12 protein-coding genes and 1 pseudogene are annotated in these 17,303 nt (G+C 50.1%); all 13 read left to right on the top strand.

Annotated elements, in window-relative coordinates; genetic code table 11:
* Positions 1–54: 54 nt before the first annotated feature.
* The 13 genes and pseudogenes from Q0140_RS12165 (at position 55) to Q0140_RS12105 (ending at position 17,128) form a co-directional block, all read left to right on the top strand.
* The gene (locus Q0140_RS12165) at positions 55–975 is read left to right on the top strand and encodes a stomatin-like protein (protein ID WP_297964934.1); all 921 of its coding nucleotides are present in this window, start codon (positions 55–57) and stop codon (positions 973–975) included.
* A complete protein-coding gene (locus Q0140_RS12160; RefSeq protein WP_297964933.1) occupies positions 972–1,514 on the top strand; it encodes an NfeD family protein in 543 nt (180 codons plus the stop codon). The genes Q0140_RS12165 and Q0140_RS12160 overlap by 4 nt, the downstream gene beginning before the upstream one ends.
* Complete coding sequence (locus Q0140_RS12155) at positions 1,507–2,556, top strand: dehypoxanthine futalosine cyclase (RefSeq protein ID WP_297964931.1); 1,050 nt, start codon at positions 1,507–1,509, stop codon at positions 2,554–2,556. The genes Q0140_RS12160 and Q0140_RS12155 overlap by 8 nt, the downstream gene beginning before the upstream one ends.
* A gap of 590 nt (positions 2,557–3,146) precedes the next feature.
* Positions 3,147–4,406 carry a pitrilysin family protein gene (locus Q0140_RS12150; protein ID WP_297964929.1) on the top strand — a complete coding sequence of 420 codons (1,260 nt, stop codon included), beginning with the start codon at positions 3,147–3,149 and terminating at the stop codon, positions 4,404–4,406.
* 477 nt (positions 4,407–4,883) lie between these two features.
* Positions 4,884–5,015, top strand: a complete 132-nt coding sequence (locus Q0140_RS12145; RefSeq protein WP_297964927.1) for a hypothetical protein — start codon at positions 4,884–4,886, stop codon at positions 5,013–5,015.
* 1,639 nt (positions 5,016–6,654) lie between these two features.
* A pseudogene (gene recG, locus Q0140_RS12140) lies at positions 6,655–7,980 on the top strand (ATP-dependent DNA helicase RecG); the annotation flags it as partial.
* Positions 7,981–8,193: 213 nt separating this feature from the next.
* A complete protein-coding gene (locus Q0140_RS12135) occupies positions 8,194–8,676 on the top strand; it encodes a hypothetical protein (RefSeq protein ID WP_297964925.1) in 483 nt (160 codons plus the stop codon).
* Positions 8,677–9,207: 531 nt separating this feature from the next.
* Positions 9,208–10,449, top strand: coding sequence for a histidine--tRNA ligase (gene hisS, locus Q0140_RS12130; protein WP_297964924.1), 1,242 nt, complete (start codon positions 9,208–9,210; stop codon positions 10,447–10,449).
* The gene (gene speA / locus Q0140_RS12125; protein ID WP_297964922.1) at positions 10,446–12,284 is read left to right on the top strand and encodes a biosynthetic arginine decarboxylase; all 1,839 of its coding nucleotides are present in this window, start codon (positions 10,446–10,448) and stop codon (positions 12,282–12,284) included. The genes hisS and speA overlap by 4 nt, the downstream gene beginning before the upstream one ends.
* Positions 12,281–12,976 carry a serine O-acetyltransferase gene (gene cysE / locus Q0140_RS12120; protein ID WP_297964920.1) on the top strand — a complete coding sequence of 232 codons (696 nt, stop codon included), beginning with the start codon at positions 12,281–12,283 and terminating at the stop codon, positions 12,974–12,976. Before speA ends, cysE begins: the two co-directional genes overlap by 4 nt.
* A 10-nt stretch (positions 12,977–12,986) precedes the next feature.
* A complete protein-coding gene (locus Q0140_RS12115; protein ID WP_297964917.1) occupies positions 12,987–13,466 on the top strand; it encodes a hypothetical protein in 480 nt (159 codons plus the stop codon).
* Positions 13,463–14,641, top strand: coding sequence for a pyridoxal phosphate-dependent aminotransferase (locus tag Q0140_RS12110; RefSeq protein WP_297964915.1), 1,179 nt, complete (start codon positions 13,463–13,465; stop codon positions 14,639–14,641). Before Q0140_RS12115 ends, Q0140_RS12110 begins: the two co-directional genes overlap by 4 nt.
* A gap of 1,497 nt (positions 14,642–16,138) precedes the next feature.
* Complete coding sequence (locus Q0140_RS12105; RefSeq protein ID WP_297964913.1) at positions 16,139–17,128, top strand: c-type cytochrome; 990 nt, start codon at positions 16,139–16,141, stop codon at positions 17,126–17,128.
* The last annotated feature ends 175 nt before the right edge of the window (positions 17,129–17,303 follow it).

The following is a 17,303-nucleotide window of genomic DNA, read 5'->3' as shown; positions in this document are numbered from 1 at the left end:
AGCCAAAATAAGCTAAAAATGCTATAATTGCGAAATTTTAATTCAGGAGTGAAAATGGAAGGGTTCGTAACTACGGTAATAGTATTTTGCGTCCTCATCGCGGCAATTCTAAAGATGGGGATCAAGATCGTCTCACAATCGGAAATTTTAATCATCGAGCGGCTGGGTCGCTTTCATAAGGTGCTTGACGGCGGCTTTCACATCATCGTGCCGTTTTTTGACGCGGTGCGCGCCAAGATGAGCGTGCGCGAGCAGCTGGTGGACATCAGCAAGCAGCAAGTCATCACCAAAGATAACGTCAACATAAGCGTCGACGGTATCGTGTTTTTAAAAGTCATCGACGGTAAGATGGCGCTTTACAACGTCGAGGATTATCGCCGCGCGATTTCAAATTTAGCGATGACGACGCTACGTAGCGCGATCGGCGAGATGAGCCTAGATAGCACGCTTAGTTCGCGCGATCAGCTAAATTCCAAACTGCAAATTGCTCTGGGCGACGCCGCGGATAACTGGGGCGTAAAGATCATGCGCGTGGAGATCTCCGAAATTTCGGTACCGCACGGCATCGAAGAGGCGATGAATATGCAGATGAAAGCCGAGCGCGAAAAGCGCGCGATCGAGCTTAAAGCCGAGGCTGAAAAAGCAGCCCTCATCCGAAACGCCGAGGCGCTAAAGCAGGAGAAGGTGCTCGAAGCCGAGGCGATCGAGCGTATGGCGGATGCGAAAAAATATGAGCAGATCGCGCTCGCGCAAGGTCAAAAAGACGCGATGGACAGTATAAATTTAGCGATGAGCGCTTCCAGCTTTGCGGCGGAATACCTGCTCGCGCAGGGTCGCGTAAACGCTTTTAGCGAGCTATCCAAAAATCCGAGCAAGGATAAAATTTTGATCCCTTACGAAACGAGCGAGCTGCTCGGCTCTCTTAGCGTGCTTAAAGAATTCCTCGGCAAAAACGGCGCGAAGGAGCTCAAATGAACGCGCTGATTTTTATCATAATCGGCGTGATTTTGGCGATCGTCGAGCTTTTGGTGATGGATTTTACCTTTATATTTTTCAGCGCCGGATTTTTCATCACGGGGCTTTTGAGCTTCGGCTTTCATCTTGATTGGGACGTGCAGATTCTGCTTTCGTTCGTACTCTCTTTCGTGCTTCTGATCGCATTTAAAAAGCCGCTAAAATCACGCTTTTTCAAACCAGAAGAGAAGCATAAAGATAATTTTTTAGACGAAAGCGGCACCGGCACCGTCAAAAACGGCATGGTCTATTTCAAAGGCACGTTTTGGAAAAGCGATGAAATTTCGGATCTTAACGAGGGCGACCGCGTCGAAATTTTAGGCGTAAAAAACGGCCAGATCGTGATTAAAAAAGATAGCAGTCGAAATTCTAGCGGCGCAGACGGGATAAATTTAAATGACGGCTACGCAAATTTAGGCGGCGCGGACAGCACGAGTGCCGACGATAAAAATTCCAATGCCGACACGAGCGATGTAAATTTAAAGGGAGCTAATGGCTAGAATGAGCGCCGATGAGGCGCTAGAGCTGATCGAGCATGCCGATCTGAACGAGCTTGGGCGAGCGGCGTTTACGCGCAAGCGCGAGCTGCATCCGGATCGCGTCACGACCTTCATCATCGATCGAAACATAAACTACACCAACGCCTGCATGGTGGATTGCAAATTTTGCGCATTTTACCGCCACGCAAGCGACGCAGACGCCTACGTGCTGAGCTTTGAGCAGATTAGCGAAAAGATCGAGGAGCTCATCGCCGTGGGCGGCACGCAAATTTTATTTCAAGGCGGCGTCCATCCGAAGCTGAAAATCGAATGGTACGAGGATCTCGTGGAGTTCATCCGCAAAAATTACCCCAGCATCACGATCCACGGCTTCTCGGCGATCGAAATCGATTATATCGCGCGTCTTAGCGGCATCAGCACGCTCGAAGTGCTTCGCAGGCTGCAAGCCAAGGGGCTTTACTCGATGCCGGGAGCCGGAGCCGAAATTTTAAGCGACCGCGTGCGAGACCTCGTAGCGCCGCGCAAAAGCGACAGCGCCACATGGCTTAGAGTGCACGAGGAGGCACACGGCATCGGTATGAAAACGACCGCCACTATGATGTTCGGCACGCTGGAGAGCACGCGCGAGATCGTAGAGCACTGGGAAAAAATCCGCGAGCTGCAAGACCGCACGGGCGGCTTTCGAGCGTTTATTTTGTGGAGCTTTCAGGGGCAAAATACCCGCCTTTTGCGTGAGCACCCCGAGATCAAAAAGCAAAGCCCAAACCGCTACTTGCGCCTACTCGCCGTCTCGCGGCTATTTTTGGATAATTTCAAAAACATCCAAAGCAGCTGGGTCACGCAGGGCAGCTACATCGGGCAGCTGGCGCTGAAATTCGGCGCGAACGATCTGGGAAGCACGATGATGGAGGAAAACGTCGTAAAGGCCGCGGGCGCGAGCTTTCGGATGAGCAAGGACGAGATGATAGCGCTGATCCGCGACGTAGGCGAAATACCCGCCAAGCGCAACACCAACTACGATATTTTGGAGACTTACGCTTAAAATCGAGCTTTGCGTGTTTGCGGCAGGAATTTATGCGCTTACGGCTAGAATTTAGCGGTAGAATTTTATCTTAAAACAGATGGCGAATTTTTGCGATCGTGGAATTTTGCAACGAAATTTAAAATTTTGATATCGGTACGGGTTTAAATTTACTGGTGCGAGCGGAATTCGCGCGGTAAAATTTCATTTCGCTGCAGAATTTCGCCTTAGAATTTTTTGGACGTGAAATTCCACGCCGCAAGATCAATGCGACGTAGACGGCGCGTAAGAGACATTTCGTTTACAACGCTTGCCGTGTTCGAGCACGGATATATTTCTGCTAACGCGTTGCGGCGACGCGGCGTTTCGGGCGCTGGAATTTTACAAAACGTGCGGTGCGATTAAATTTTAAAATTTTAAGCAGGACGGGCAAAACTGCCCTAGCGTGAAATTTTAGAAGCGAGTTTGAACTAAATTTTGAAAACTTGTTTTAGCGAAATTTTTAAAACGAGCCCGGCGCAAATTTCAAAAGCGGCGTGCTTGGCTGCGCCAAAATTTTAAAACCGCGCCTGCAAGAGCGATAAAATTTAAAAATTTTATAAAGGAAAACGATGGAAAAAAAAGAGATTTCACTTAAGACCAAAGGCGGCAAAAGCGCTAAAATCGACTTTTTGTATCAGTTCGACGATTCGCTGCCGGTGGCGAGCTTCAAGCTAATTTTTAAAGCAAGCGGCGCGGTGAGCGAGAAGATATCGGGTCTTGCGCGTATCTGCGCGGGCGTTTTGGGTGAGGGCTCAAAGACGCTGGGAGTGAGCGAATTTCACCGCAAGCTCGATATCCGCGCGGTCGAGATCAGCGCCACGAGCAATTTTGAAACCTTCGGCATCCAGCTAAACTGCCTAAAAGAGCACTTTGATTTCGGCTTAAACATGCTGCGAGAGCTGCTTAAAGAGCCCAATTTAACGCCCTCGGTGCTCGAAAAGCTAAAAATGCAAACCATAGGCGAGATCGCCGTGCTAAAAAGCGAGTTTGATTACATCGCGACATGCAACCTAAAAGCACTTCTGTATCCGCGCACGAGGCTCGCTCAGCCGCTCATAGGCGACGAGGCGAGCATAGAGCGGATCACGATGAAGGACGTGCGGGAGTTTTTCGCCTCGCTGAGTTTAGAGAATTTATACGTCGTTTTATGCGGCGACGTGAGCGATAAAAACCCGAAAATCGCGGAAATTTTAAGCCTTTTTGCAAGCGGAGAAAAGCGCGAGCTGCCGTTTTTCACGCCGAGCGATGCGAAAAAGATAAAGATCCAAAAGGAGCAGACGCAGCAGGCCTACATCTACTTCGGCGCGCCCTTTACGCTGCCAAAGGAGCAGGAGTTTATCGCAAACACCGCGCTTTTCGTGCTCGGAAGCAGCGGTTTCGGCAGCAGGCTGATGGAGCGTATCCGCGTTAAGCACGGACTTGCGTACTCAGTCTATGCGCGCGGCGATTTTGAGCTTAGCCGCCGCGAGTTTTGGGGCTATCTGCAGACCAAAAACGAAAATTTGCAAAACGCCGCCACGCTCGTAAAAGAGGAGATCGCGAAATTTATCGCCTCGGGCGTGAGCGAAGCGGAGCTGAAAAGCGCAAAAAAATTCCTGATCGGAAGCGCAGTGCTGCAAAAAGAGACGATGTTTAAGCGCGCGGCGATCGCGCAGAGCGAATATTACAAGGGCTACGCATTCGGTGAGTTCGAGCGAAATTTAAAGCGCATCGAGACGCTAAAACTCGGGGCGCTCAACGATTTCATCAGATCGCACGATGAGATCATGAACCTAAGCTTTTCCGTCATTTGCGACGAGGCCGCCGCGAAAAAGGGGCTTAAAATTTAGTCCGTCGCGGTGCGTATCTGCGGTCGGCATAAATGAGTAAATTTTAAATTTATAAAGCGGCGCAGACGGCGCTAAATTTTACTTTTGCGCTGCGTTTGCGGACAGCTTGTGCGTTTAAATTTAAAACCGCGTTTGCGTCGCGCTAAAATTTACGGGGCTTTGCAGAAACGATTAAATTTACGAGCCTTGAAAGAACGGCTAAATTTAAAGGCGCCGTGTGCGGCTCGGTAAAATTTCAGCGCACAAAATCAAAGCTCGATTTCGCACGCCGTCTGTAAGCCACGCCGTGAAATTTGAAAGATGTTGCGCGCATGCATCTCTTTCGGATCGTACGGCCCCGCAAATCGCGTCGTGAAATTTCAAAAGCGATCGCGCGCCGTTTTAAAACCGGGTGCGCGCCGCAAAGTATGGCCGCCAAACAAAACACGCGCAAACGAGTAAAATTTATGGGCGAAGCCGGCGAGTAAATTTGCCGCAATGGGCGAAATTCCGAGCAAATTTAAGCAAGCGTTCGATGCGGCGCATAGAATTTCGATCAAATTTAGGCGAGCGATCTGCACGGCGCATAAAATTTCACAGCGCGAGGGCTTAAGCGCCTATCAAATTTAAAGGATGAAAATTGATTTTTGAAGCAAAAGACGCGGCGGCACTGCAAAAAGCGGGCATTACGACGCTTTTGGATCTGGCGCTGCTTCTGCCCAAAAGCTTCGACGATCTAAGCGTGGGGGACGCGCCGTGCGCGGGCGAGAGCACTGCGGAGGTCGAGTGCCTCTTCCAGCACAGGCGCGGCTCGATGCTCATCGTCACGGCGCACTGCCTCAGCTGGGAGCGCGAGATCAAAATCGTGATCTTCAACGCCAAAAACTGGCACTTCGGCGCCTTCAAGCGCGGCAAAAAATTTTTCATCCACGGCAAATGCGACGAGAGCTTCGGCTCGTGGCAGTTCGTAAACCCAAAAATCGTAAGCGAGCCGGGCAGGATCGCGCCCAAATACAAAGCCGCGCTGAGCGACGCGGCGGCGCAAAAGCTGATCAAAAAATATCTAAGCGCGGGCGCGCTTCTAGACTGCGGGCTGCGCGCGGACGAGGCGGCGGTACTGCTCGCGCTACACGAGAGCTCGCCGCGCAGCGTGCGAATGCTAGCCGCGCTAAATAGGCAGCTCAAGGAAGGCGGCGCGGAAAATTTTGACGAGCGCGACGACGTTTCAAACAGCGGCAAAATTCCGAATGGGAATGAAATTTTAAGAGGCGAAATTCCAAGCAGCGATAAAATTTTAAATGATGACGGAATTTTAGATAACGGCAAAATCTCAAGCTCGCAAAACTCCGCCGCCGCCGAAATTTTAAACGGCAGATCGCAAAATGATGAAATTTCAAGCTATCCGCAGAATGGCGGAGTTCTTGCCTGCGAAGCAAGCCGAGGCGCGGCGAATGAAATTTTAAGCGGCGGAATTCCAAATGGCGCAGAAGCCTCGCCCAGCCAAAATATCCACAGCGGAGAGGCTGTGAGCGATAAAATTTTGGACGGCGAGGAACCTCAGGCGCGCGAGGAGGAGATTTATAACGACGAAAATTTTAACGTCCAAAGCGACGAGGATTTTCTTGCCGCAAACGGCGCCGAGGCGCGTGAGGATGAAATTTCGGACGACTTCAAAGCCGATAATGAAGCGGCGGCGAACAGCAATAAAATTTCAAACGACCTAGTATTCATCGCCCAAACAGCGACACGGTCAGCAGACGTTCAAGCAGCAATCGTGCAACCCATGCTAGAGCATGTCGCGACCGCGCAGTCCATAGCCGAGCAAGCCATAGTCGCGCAACAAATTGCAAGTACCCAAGACGTAGATACACACCCCACAGAGATTCAAACTTCAGACGTTCGAATCACAGATTTGCAATCCGCAATCGCCCAAACTCAAGACGTAGGTGCGCAACCCGCAGCAATCCAAACTTCAAGCCAAGTAGCGAGCGCGCAATTCGCGACCATCCAAACTTTGAGCACGCAAGCTGCGGGCGCGCAGCCTGCGTGCGATCAAATCAAAAATGTTCAGGCAGCAGTAGCTGTGCAGACCGCAGAGCCTACGATCGCTCAGACCGCAAGCGCCGCCGAGGCTGTTCAGGACGCGCTCGCCGCACCGATGAGCGCTTCGCGCGATTGTGCCGTGCAACCTACGCATTATCAAACTGAAACTATCCAGACCGCAGCCGCCCAAACTACAATCGCTCAAATTGCAAGCGACACTGGAGCTGTCCATGCCGCCGATGCCGTCAAGAGCGTGGCTGTCGCAGAGATGAGCGGTGCTGCAATTTTACGCACACTGAAATTTGTAGAAATTCTAAACTACTTGCAAAAGCTAAGCGCGAAAAAAACGAGCTTCCCTGCGCAAATTTACCCGCTGCACGACATTTCAGACTGGCTTGCCTCGCTTCCTTTTGAGCCTACGCGCGATCAGTTAAGCGCGATAAAGGACATCGCTAGCGATCTGCAAAGCCCTCTGGCGCGCCGCCGCGTCGTCATGGGCGACGTAGGCAGCGGCAAGACGCTCGTCATCCTCGCTAGCGCGGCGATGAACTATCCGCGCATCAGCTATCTGATGGCGCCTACGAGCATCCTAGCCGAGCAGATTTACGCCGAAGCTCTCCGTCTGCTGCCGCCACAGATTAAGGTTCTGCTCGTAAAAAGCGGCGATCGCGAGCCGAATTTTGCGGGCGCGCACCTTATCATCGGCACTCACGCCCTGCTCTACCACGAGCTCGCGCCGTCAAATCTCATAATGGTCGATGAGCAGCACCGCTTCGGCTCCAACCAGCGCGAAAAGATCGCGCGCCTCACCGAAAACGGCGAGTTTCGCGCGCATTTCATTCAGTTTAGCGCCACGCCGATACCGCGCACGCTAAGCATGATCCAATCCGAGCTCGTGAGCTTCAGCTTTTTAAAACAGCTGCCGTTTGAAAAGCAGATCAAAACTAAAATCCTGCAAAACGACGGATTTGCGGGCTTTATGCAGGATCTGCGCCGTGAGCTCGCCGCGGGCAATCAAGCAATCATCGTCTATCCGCTAGTGCAGCAAAGCGAAAGCTCGGTCTATCAAAGCCTTGAGGAGGCGGCGCCGTTTTGGAAGGCTCAGTTTGCGGACGTGATGATTACCCACGGCAGCGACAAGGATAAGGAGGAGGTTCTGCGCCGCTTTCGCGACAAGGGGCGGCTGCTGATAACCACGACGATCGTCGAAGTGGGCATCTCGCTGCCGCGGCTTAGCGTCATTTTAATCGTGGGTGCCGAGCGGATGGGGCTCGCGTCGCTTCATCAGCTGCGCGGGCGCGTCGGGCGCAAGGGACAGGCGGGGCGCTGCTACCTCTACACCAAGCTCAAATCTCCGCCGCAGCGCCTGCGCGAGTTCGCAGCGACGCTGGATGGATTTAAGGTCGCAAATATCGATCTGAAAAACCGCCAAGGGGGCGATCTGCTGGGCGGCTCGGTGCAGCACGGCGCGATGTTTGCGTGGTATGATTATGAAGAGGACGTGACGGCTGCGGCAAAACAGCGACTGAAAGACACAGGACGGGGTGCATGAAATTCTACGAGATGCGATAGAATTTAAACGTAATTTTAGTCGCGGCAAAATTTTACGAAGCGAATGCGATTATGAGGTAATGGGCGATCTGATATAAAATTTGAAATTTCACGGCGCAGATTGCATCGGATAAAATTTAGAGCTTTACCAAGCGTCGTTTGCTTTTAATTTCTAAAATTTATGCAACTTAAAGTCCAAAAAAAGGAGAGCAAAATGGCTTACGTGACCTACGACAAGGCAAAATGGCACTGGGGCGCGAAAAATGCGCCGACAGATATCCCGCAGGAAAACGGCGCGACGCACATCGCGTTTTTCTTCCGCTGGTGCATGGAGCGCAAGCTCTACTCCAAGGACTTCGCGGCGGATTTCGCGGACGATATAGCGCGGATGGACGATAGCTTTGATTATCGCGGGTATTTCTTTGGCGCCATGGACGGCGTGCTAGGCAGCGACGAGCTAAACACCGCCGGCAAGGCCTTTGCGAAAGCCTACTACACCACGGACCGCACGAAATTTGCCAAAACGCACGGCTGGTATTTGCAAGATTACGACGATTTCGTCGCACGCAAATTCGGCGATAAAAACTTCGACAACGCCTATTTTTACATAGAAAACTCGCCGCAAAATTACGCCGAAGTTAAAGAGATCATCGATCGCCGCTACGAGGAATTCTTGAGCTTCAAGGCGGCGAAGTAGAAATTTTACCGCGAGCTTAGCCGGTTTGAAATAGACGCCTAAGCCAAAACGGCGTGCGACCTGCGCCGCGGTAAAATTTAAAATTTTACGCAATGCGTTAAATTTTGCGCAGCGCGTAAATTTCGGTGGCGCTTTAATTTTACATAGCATGCCACGAGCCGGCGCGACGCATCGCAAATTAAATTTTAAAATCCAACCGCTTCGCAGTGCGGGATACATTAAACCTAGCGGCGCGCTGTTTTTATAAGCCTGGCGCTGTATTTGCAAGCTCTCAGAATGCAATATTAGCAGCCGTTACGCCGATCGTCGCGCCGTAAATTTTATAAACGCCGATCGTTTAAAATAATTCTCAAAGATCGCGCAATCCGCATTTTAAGAATAAATTTGAAATTTTAAAATCATCGCGGCGCGCGATGTAAATAAGCAGAACCGATACGTTGCTGCGAGCGGCAGGGCTTAAAATTTAGGTAAATTTAACTATAATCGCCGCAAAAATTTGAAAATTTTAAAATTTCACAAAGGATTTCATAGATGATCAAGGCACTCCGCGGTATGAACGATATTTCAGGCGAGCAAGCGCGCATCTACTCGCAAATTTTAAACGTGTGCGAGCGCGTGGCGCGCAATTACGGCTTTTGTCTCATCGAAACGCCCAAGCTCGAGCAGACCGCGCTATTTCGCCGCAGCGTCGGCGAGAGCAGCGACATCGTCGGCAAAGAGATGTATGAGTTTAGCGACAAAAGCGGCGATAGCGTCTGCCTGCGCCCCGAAGGCACCGCGGGCGTCGTGCGCGCCTTTATCGAAAAAAAGCTAGACCGCAGCGGCGGCGTGCATAAATTTTATTATCAAGGCTCGATGTTTCGCTACGAGCGCCCGCAAAAGGGGCGCCTGCGCGAGTTTCATCAATTCGGCGTCGAGTGCTTCGGGCAAAGTAGCGTCTATGAGGATGCGAGTGTGATTTTGATGTTAGCTCAAATTTTACGCGAGCTAAATGTCTCCGCAACGCTTAAAATCAACTCTTTAGGCGATGAGGAGTGCATGCCAGCGTATAAAACCAAGCTCGTAAATTTCTTGCAAGATCGCAAAGACAGGCTCTGCGAGGACTGCCAAAGGCGCATCGACACCAATCCTATCCGCGTACTGGACTGCAAAAACGAAAGCTGCCAGAAAATTTTAGCCGCCGCGCCTCTTATAACGGAAAATTTAAACGACGCCTGCGCCGCGGAATTTGCGCAGCTGCAAAGAATTTTAACCCAAAACGGACAAAAATTTGAAATCGATGCAAAGCTCGTGCGCGGGCTTGATTACTACTGCAAAACCGCCTTTGAGTTCGTCTCAAGCGAGCTTGGCGCGCAAAGCGCCGTAGGCGGCGGCGGGCGCTACGACAGACTCGTGGAGTTTTTAGGCGGCAGAAAGACAGCGGGCGTGGGCTTTGCGATCGGTATCGAACGAATAGCCGAAATTTTAAAAACGCGCGAAGCCCCTCAAGAGCGCGAGGGGATTTATATCGGCGCGCTGGATGAGGCGTTTGTTAGCACGGCATTTTCATTTGCGCTAAAGCTGCGAAAGTTTTGTAAAACTCAAATTTCATACGAGCCCAAGAGCCTAGCCAAGCATTTAAAAGCAGCTGACGGGGCGGAGGCGAAATTTTGCCTTTGCATCGGGCAGGACGAGTTTGATCGCGCCGAGGTATGGTGCAAAAATTTAGAAGATCAAAGCACCTTTGCGATCAAATTTAAAGAGGTTGAAGCATTTTTTAAGGATAGAGCATGAGCGATTACGGACTAAATATTTGGGGGAATTCCAACTTCACGATAGACGGGGGCAAACTATGCCTAAACTCCGATTTCAAGCAGCCTTTGGTGGATATCATAAAAGAGATCCGCGCAGACGGCGTGCGAGGCCCGATACTGCTGCGCTTCCCGCACCTCATCAAAAAGCAGATCGTTGAAATTTACTCAAATTTTAACCGCGCTATTAAGGAGTTTGATTACAAGGGAAAATTCCACGCCGTCTATCCGCTTAAGGTAAATCAATTCCCGGGCTTCGTTAAAAATTTAGTCGATATCGGCGAGCCTTACGGATACGGGCTAGAGGCCGGCAGCAAGCCCGAACTGCTGCTAGCGATGGCGTATAACAAATACGGCGCGCCAATTACCGTAAACGGTTTTAAAGATAAGGAGCTCATCAATATCGGCTTCATCGCCGCAGAGATGGGGCATAACGTAACGCTTACGATCGAGGGGCTAAACGAGCTTGAAACCATCATCGAAACGGCTAAGGAGCGGTTTGCGCCAAAGCCTTTCATCGGGCTACGCATCAGGCTGCATAACTCCGGAAGCGGGCTGTGGGCGAAAAGCGGCGGGATAAATTCCAAATTCGGCCTTACTTCGACCGAGCTTATAGAGGCGATAAACTTACTCAAGAAAAACGATCTCATCGAGCAGTTTACGATGATTCATTTTCATATCGGCTCGCAGATTACAGAGATCCACCCGCTCAAAAAGGCCCTTATCGAGGCGGGTAATATCTACACCGAGCTTCGCAAAATGGGTGCGAAAAATTTAAAATCCATAAATTTAGGCGGAGGTCTTGCTATCGAATACTCCCAAGCCAAAGAAAGCTCCAGCCGCAACTATACGCTAAAAGAATACGCCAACGACGTGGTTTTTTTGCTAAAATCGATCGCAGAGGATAAAAAAGAGGCCGAGCCGGATATCTTTATCGAGAGCGGCAGATACGTAGCCGCCAGCCATGCGGTGCTCGTAGCGCCGATTTTGGAGCTTTTTACCCAAGAATACGCCGAAGAGAAGCTCGCCCTAAAAAAGGATAATCCGCCGGTAGTCGCCGAGCTATACGATCTGTATAAAACTCTAAAGCCGTCCAACGCGCTAGAGTATCTGCACGATGCCATGTCGCACATGGAGAGCGTGCTTACCCTTTTTGATCTGGGATATGTCGATCTGATCGACCGCTCAAACGGCGAAATTTTAGTTCATCTAATAATGCGAAAGGCGTATGGAATTTTGGGCAACAAGCAAGAGTATAGCAATTTCTTAAACTCACTAGGCAACGCTCAAGAGCGCTATTTAGTAAATTTCTCGATCTTTCAAAGCTTGCCCGATTTTTGGGGCATCAAGCAGCACTTCCCAATCATGCCGTTAGAGAGGCTGGATGAGCGCGCCACGCTATCGGCGTCGATCTGGGATATCACCTGCGATAGCGACGGCGAGATAGAATTCGACAATCAAAAAAATCCGCTATTTTTGCACGATTTCGATCCCGAAAAAGAGGAGTATTTTTTGGGCTTTTTTCTTGTCGGAGCCTATCAGGAGGTGCTTGGCATGAGCCACAACCTCTTTGCGCACCCCACCGAAGCGACCGTGATCTTAAAGGATGACGGCGGCTTTGAGATCAAGGATTTTATCGAATCTCAATCGGTCATCGACATCTTGGAGGATATGGACTACGACGTAGTAGATATCCGCGAAAGCCTAAACGAGCGGATCGAAAAATCAGACCTCATAGACGCAAAAGAGAAAAAGCATATCCTGGGCGAGCTATATCTGTTTTTAAACGACAACAGCTATCTAAAGACGATCAAATGAGTTTTTGGCAAATTTTAAAACAAGACTTTACCGAGCCCTTGCGCCAAGACCCCGCATGCAACAGCGTATTTGAGATATTTTTCTGCTATCCCGGCGTCTGGGCGCTGATAAATTACCGCTTCGCGCACTTTTTCTACGAGCGAGGTTTTAAGCTTGTAGCTCGCGCGATCAGCGGACTTACTCGTATAATCACCGCCGTAGATATAAACCCGGGCGCACGTATCGGCTCGGGCGTATTTTTCGACCACGCTACGGGGCTTGTAATCGGAGAAACGGCAATCATCGGCGATAACTGTCTGATCTATCAGGGCGTCACTCTCGGCGGCGTGAGCTTAGAGCACGGCAAGCGCCATCCGACGCTGCAAAACGGCGTCGTAGTAGGCGCAGGAGCTAAGGTGTTAGGCAATATCACAATCGGCGAAAATTCCAAAATCGGCGCAAATTCCGTCGTCGTAAAGGACGTAGCGCCAAACTGCACCGCTGTAGGCGTGCCCGCTAGAATTTTAGGAAGCTGCGAGAGCGATCCTTTGGCGCATAATAAAATTCCTGATATCAGCCAAGAGCTTATCAAATATCTCATCAAGCGTATCGAAATTTTGGAAGAGTGCATCTGCAGCGGCAGAAAAGATATCTCCGCAATGGATGAGGATCTAAATAAATTCTACGAAGAGTATCTAAAATCATTAAAATAAGAGGGTTAAAGTGAAAAAAGCTCTATTTTTTACAATTTTTGCTATTTTATCGGCAAGCGGCAGCGATGCTAATAGCGCGAAAAATTCCGCGGACGATGCCAAAATAAGCCTAGTAAAAAGTCTATACATCAAGGATACCTATTTCGGCGATCACAAAAATGCCCTATCAGCTTCTTTCAGATCCGTGCTTATGCAAGATGAAGCATCTGCTGGCGAAGGTGAGGTAGGCTGCTTGGACTACGATCCGGTAATCGGCGGTCAAGATGTCTGCGACGACGCGAAATATGATTTTGAGCTAGGGCAGCGCGATACTGTCGTAGTGACACAGACCTGCCCCTACGGCGCGCAGACGATAATCTACAAACTCGTCCGTAGCGGAGGAGATTATAAAATCGACGATATCTACGACCAAGACCCAAGTAGCGGCAGGGCTTTTAGCGTCAAAAATCAAATTTTAAATTGTCTAAACCAATCCAAGGAGCATCAATGAAATTAACACTTTCAAGTCGCGTAAGCAAGCTCGGCGAAAGCCTAACGATCGCAATCAGCACCAAAGCCAAACAGATGAAAGCGCAGGGGCAAGACGTCGTAATCCTAAGCGCGGGCGAGCCTGATTTCGATACCGCAGAGGTCGCCAAAAAGGCGGTCATAGAGGCTATGGCTAAGGGCTGTGGAAAATATACGCCGGTTGCCGGTACGCCTGAAATTTTAAATTTAATCGCGCAGAAGCTAAAGCGTGATAATGCTCTAAACTACAGGCCTGATCAGATCATCACCAACGTCGGCGCCAAGCACTCGCTATTCAACGCCTTTAACTGCATCTTAAACGAAGGCGATGAGGTTATAATACCGGCGCCTTATTGGGTCACCTACCCAGACATCGTAAAATTTTGCGGGGGCAAGCCCGTCATCGTAGACACCAAGGCGGAAAACCGATACAAAATCACCGCCTCGCAGCTCAAAGCCGCGATCACGCCGCGCACGAAGGCGCTGTGCCTTTTCAACCCGAGTAACCCCGCAGGCGCCGTATATTCGCGCCAGGAGCTGCAAGAGCTTGCGGAAGTGCTAAAGGACACGGATATTTTAGTAATTGCCGATGAAATTTACGAAAAAATCGTCTTTGGCAAGAGCTTCATAGCCGCAGCAAGCATCAGCGAGGATATGTTTAGGCGCACCGTGACGATCAACGGGCTAAGCAAATGCGGCGCGATGCCCGGCTGGCGCTTCGGCTACACCGCCTGTGCTATCGATGAGCTAAATAAGGCGATGATAAACCTGCAAAGCCAAAGCGTCAGCAACGTAGCAAGCATCGTCCAGGCAGGCGCTATGCCGGTGCTGCGCGGCGAGGCGGATGATTATATCGAGGAGATGAGGCGCAAATACAAGCGCAGGCGCGATTTTGGCACGGACGCGATAGGTGCGATCCCAGGGCTTAGTGTCGTAAAACCAGATGGCGCATTTTATTTCTTCATAGATTGCTCTCAGGTAGAACCTGATAGTATGAAATTCTGCATGCAGCTGCTAGATAAAGGGCTCGTAGCCACGGTGCCAGGAAGCGGATTTGGCATGGATGGGCACTTCCGCATAAGCTTTGCGTGCTCTATGGAAAATCTAAAACGCGGCTTTGAGCGCATAGAAAAATTCGTAAAAAATTACCACAGATAGGCATGCTAGCGAAATTTTGATCTAAATTTGTCGTAGCTTAGCAGCGAAATTTTTACATAAAATTTAATGCGGCTTGGCGGCAAATTTAGTGTGGCACGGCGAGTTCGGTGCGAGATTAAAGCAAACCCAGTGCGACGCAGCATGAAATTTAACTCAAATTCCGCCCATCACAGCACGATACGGCCCGGCTTAGCTCAGATAGCGCGGTAGTTTAGTGCGGTTAAAATTAACGTTTTTATCCGAGGCGTTAAGTTCATTCCATGCTGTTTTATCCAAGAGTATTTAAATTTCGCCGTTTAATTCAAAATTATAACTATCGCGAGCTTGGCGATAAAGGCTAATTTGCTCTTGCTCTACTTAAGAACGATTAAGTTTCGCGCCGTTTTATTTAAAAGCATTAAATTTCATACTTACCGATGCTACTTCGATTTCCCCAATTCCTTTACGTTTTACTCAAGAGCTTTAGATTTTCATACCGCCGCATTACGGCGCCTGTCGCGCGAAATTTTATCTCGGCGGCGATAATTCTAGCGCGTATACGGTCCTGCGCGGCGCGCAAGCAGATCCGACCGCCAAAGCCCAAATCCGCTTAAATTTAAAATTCCTAGCCAGCTTGGGTTAAATTTCAAACCTAGCGCCCGTTTAAGGCGCATGCAGGGCGAGCATAAATACGCACGCCGCCCAAACGGCGCATAGACGAGACGATCCGCCTCGCCCTATCGCGCCGGCAAACCTAGATAAATTTCAAATGCGGCGGCGATCCTGCTGCGATGCACCGCGACATACTTTTGCAAATCTCGCGCTAAAAATACCGATTTGCGACTGTATTTCGGCGGCATGCCACGACACGTTTTTGCGAACGGCTCGTTTGTGGCGGAGTAGCAAGGGCGGCACGGATCAAATATACCGCGGTCGCGAATGAGCGAAATTGCCCGCCTAAATTTTATCCGTTCGTTTCCCGCGAGCGCTTGCATGCGCGGGCTTAATCGCGCTTTGATATTTTGATATACGGCGTAGCATCCGCGACGCAAAAAATACAGAGGCGCACAAATAAAGCGATCCGTGCAATACATAAGCGCAGCAAGTGTGCCGAGCGGTGCGGACGAAACGAGCGATGGGTGTGAGGCAATCTTTTAAATTTTACTCTCGCAAGCCTTAAAAAAATCTGCTACATCACGGCTCGACTTCTTTTTCTGCGTAGCTCGCCGCACTGCCAAAATTTATCGCATGACAAAATCAAGTAATCTAATCGCGCAGGTTCTGCCAAAATTACCCACTCAAACTTCAAAAAATCTCGCCATTTACTTTAAATTTTATCGCTAGGCCGCGCAAAATTTGCGTCAAATTTCATCGTCTCGCTAAGTTAAAATTTCGGCTCCTTTAAAATTTTCCTCTGTGCGAGTTCTCGGAATTTCTCCTTTTTTTGAAATTTTAACACACATTTAACTAAAAAATTCAATAATTTCAAATGTATATTTTACTTTTAAAGGAGAACATATGAGAAAAACCGCCCTTGTTTTAGCGCTTCCGCTATTTTTTACGCCCGTTTTAGGCTTTGATGTAGCCAAACTCAACGCCAAAAAAGCCGTGCCGTACGAGCAAAAGACGCAGGAATTTAAGCTGCCCGTAGGCATCGACGAAAACGGCGTCATAGACGAGGCAAAGCTCGGCGACTCGCCTTATGCAAAGACCGTCATCTACGGCGCGAAGCTCATCAACGAGATGACGAGGTATCTCGGACCGCAGGCAAAGGACGAAAAAATGCGCTTTGCGGGCAACAACCTCTCCTGTTCGAGCTGTCATACGAGCGGCGGCGTCGTGCCCGATCAAAGCCCGTTCGTGGGTATCTACGCGAGATTTCCGCAGTATGTCGCGAGATCGGATCAGCTAGTCACGCTGCAAGACCGCATAAACGGCTGTTTTCAGCGCTCGATGGCGGGTGGAGCGATACCTACAAACTCCAAAGAGATGCGCGCAATGATCGCTTACATGCACTGGCTCTCCGCAGGATATGAGGTCGGCGCAAAACTAAAAGGTCAGGGGCTGCCGAAGGCGCAGTTTTTAGACCGCGCGGCGGATCCTAAAAAAGGAGGCGAAATTTACGCCGCAAAATGCGCCGCCTGCCACGGCGAAAACGGCGAAGGGATAAAAAACGAGGGGTTTGCTCAAAGCGGCGATTACTACACATTCCCCGCGCTTTGGGGCGATGACAGCTACAATACGGGCGCCGGTATGTATAGGCTCATCGAAGGAGTGAGGTATGTCAAAGCCACTATGCCTAAAGGAGACACCTCGCTAAGCTGGGAGGAAGCTTTCGACGTGACGGCGTATATAAACTCAAAACCGCGCAAGATCAAACCCGATAGGAAGAAAGATTTCCCCGACCTAGACGTCAAGCAGATGGATATGGACGTGGGGCCCTACAACGACGGATTTGACGAGAACGATCACCGCTTCAGCCCGTACAAGCGCATGATCAAAAAATAAAATCAAACGCCGTCCTCGCGGCGGCGGAATTTTGACGTAAATTTAATGCGGCTCGGAATTTAACGCAAATTTAGTGCGACGCGGCACAGAATTTAATACAAAAGCGTGATGCGGCACGGACCTTAAAGCATTCTGTTCGGCGCAGCGCGGCACGGCTCGGTATTTAAATGCGGTT

Source organism: uncultured Campylobacter sp. (genome assembly GCF_938045405.1).
Lineage (GTDB): Bacteria > Campylobacterota > Campylobacteria > Campylobacterales > Campylobacteraceae > Campylobacter_B.
The sequence above is the reverse complement of the archived record's forward strand: the minus strand, read 5'-3'. Positions and strand labels throughout refer to the sequence as shown.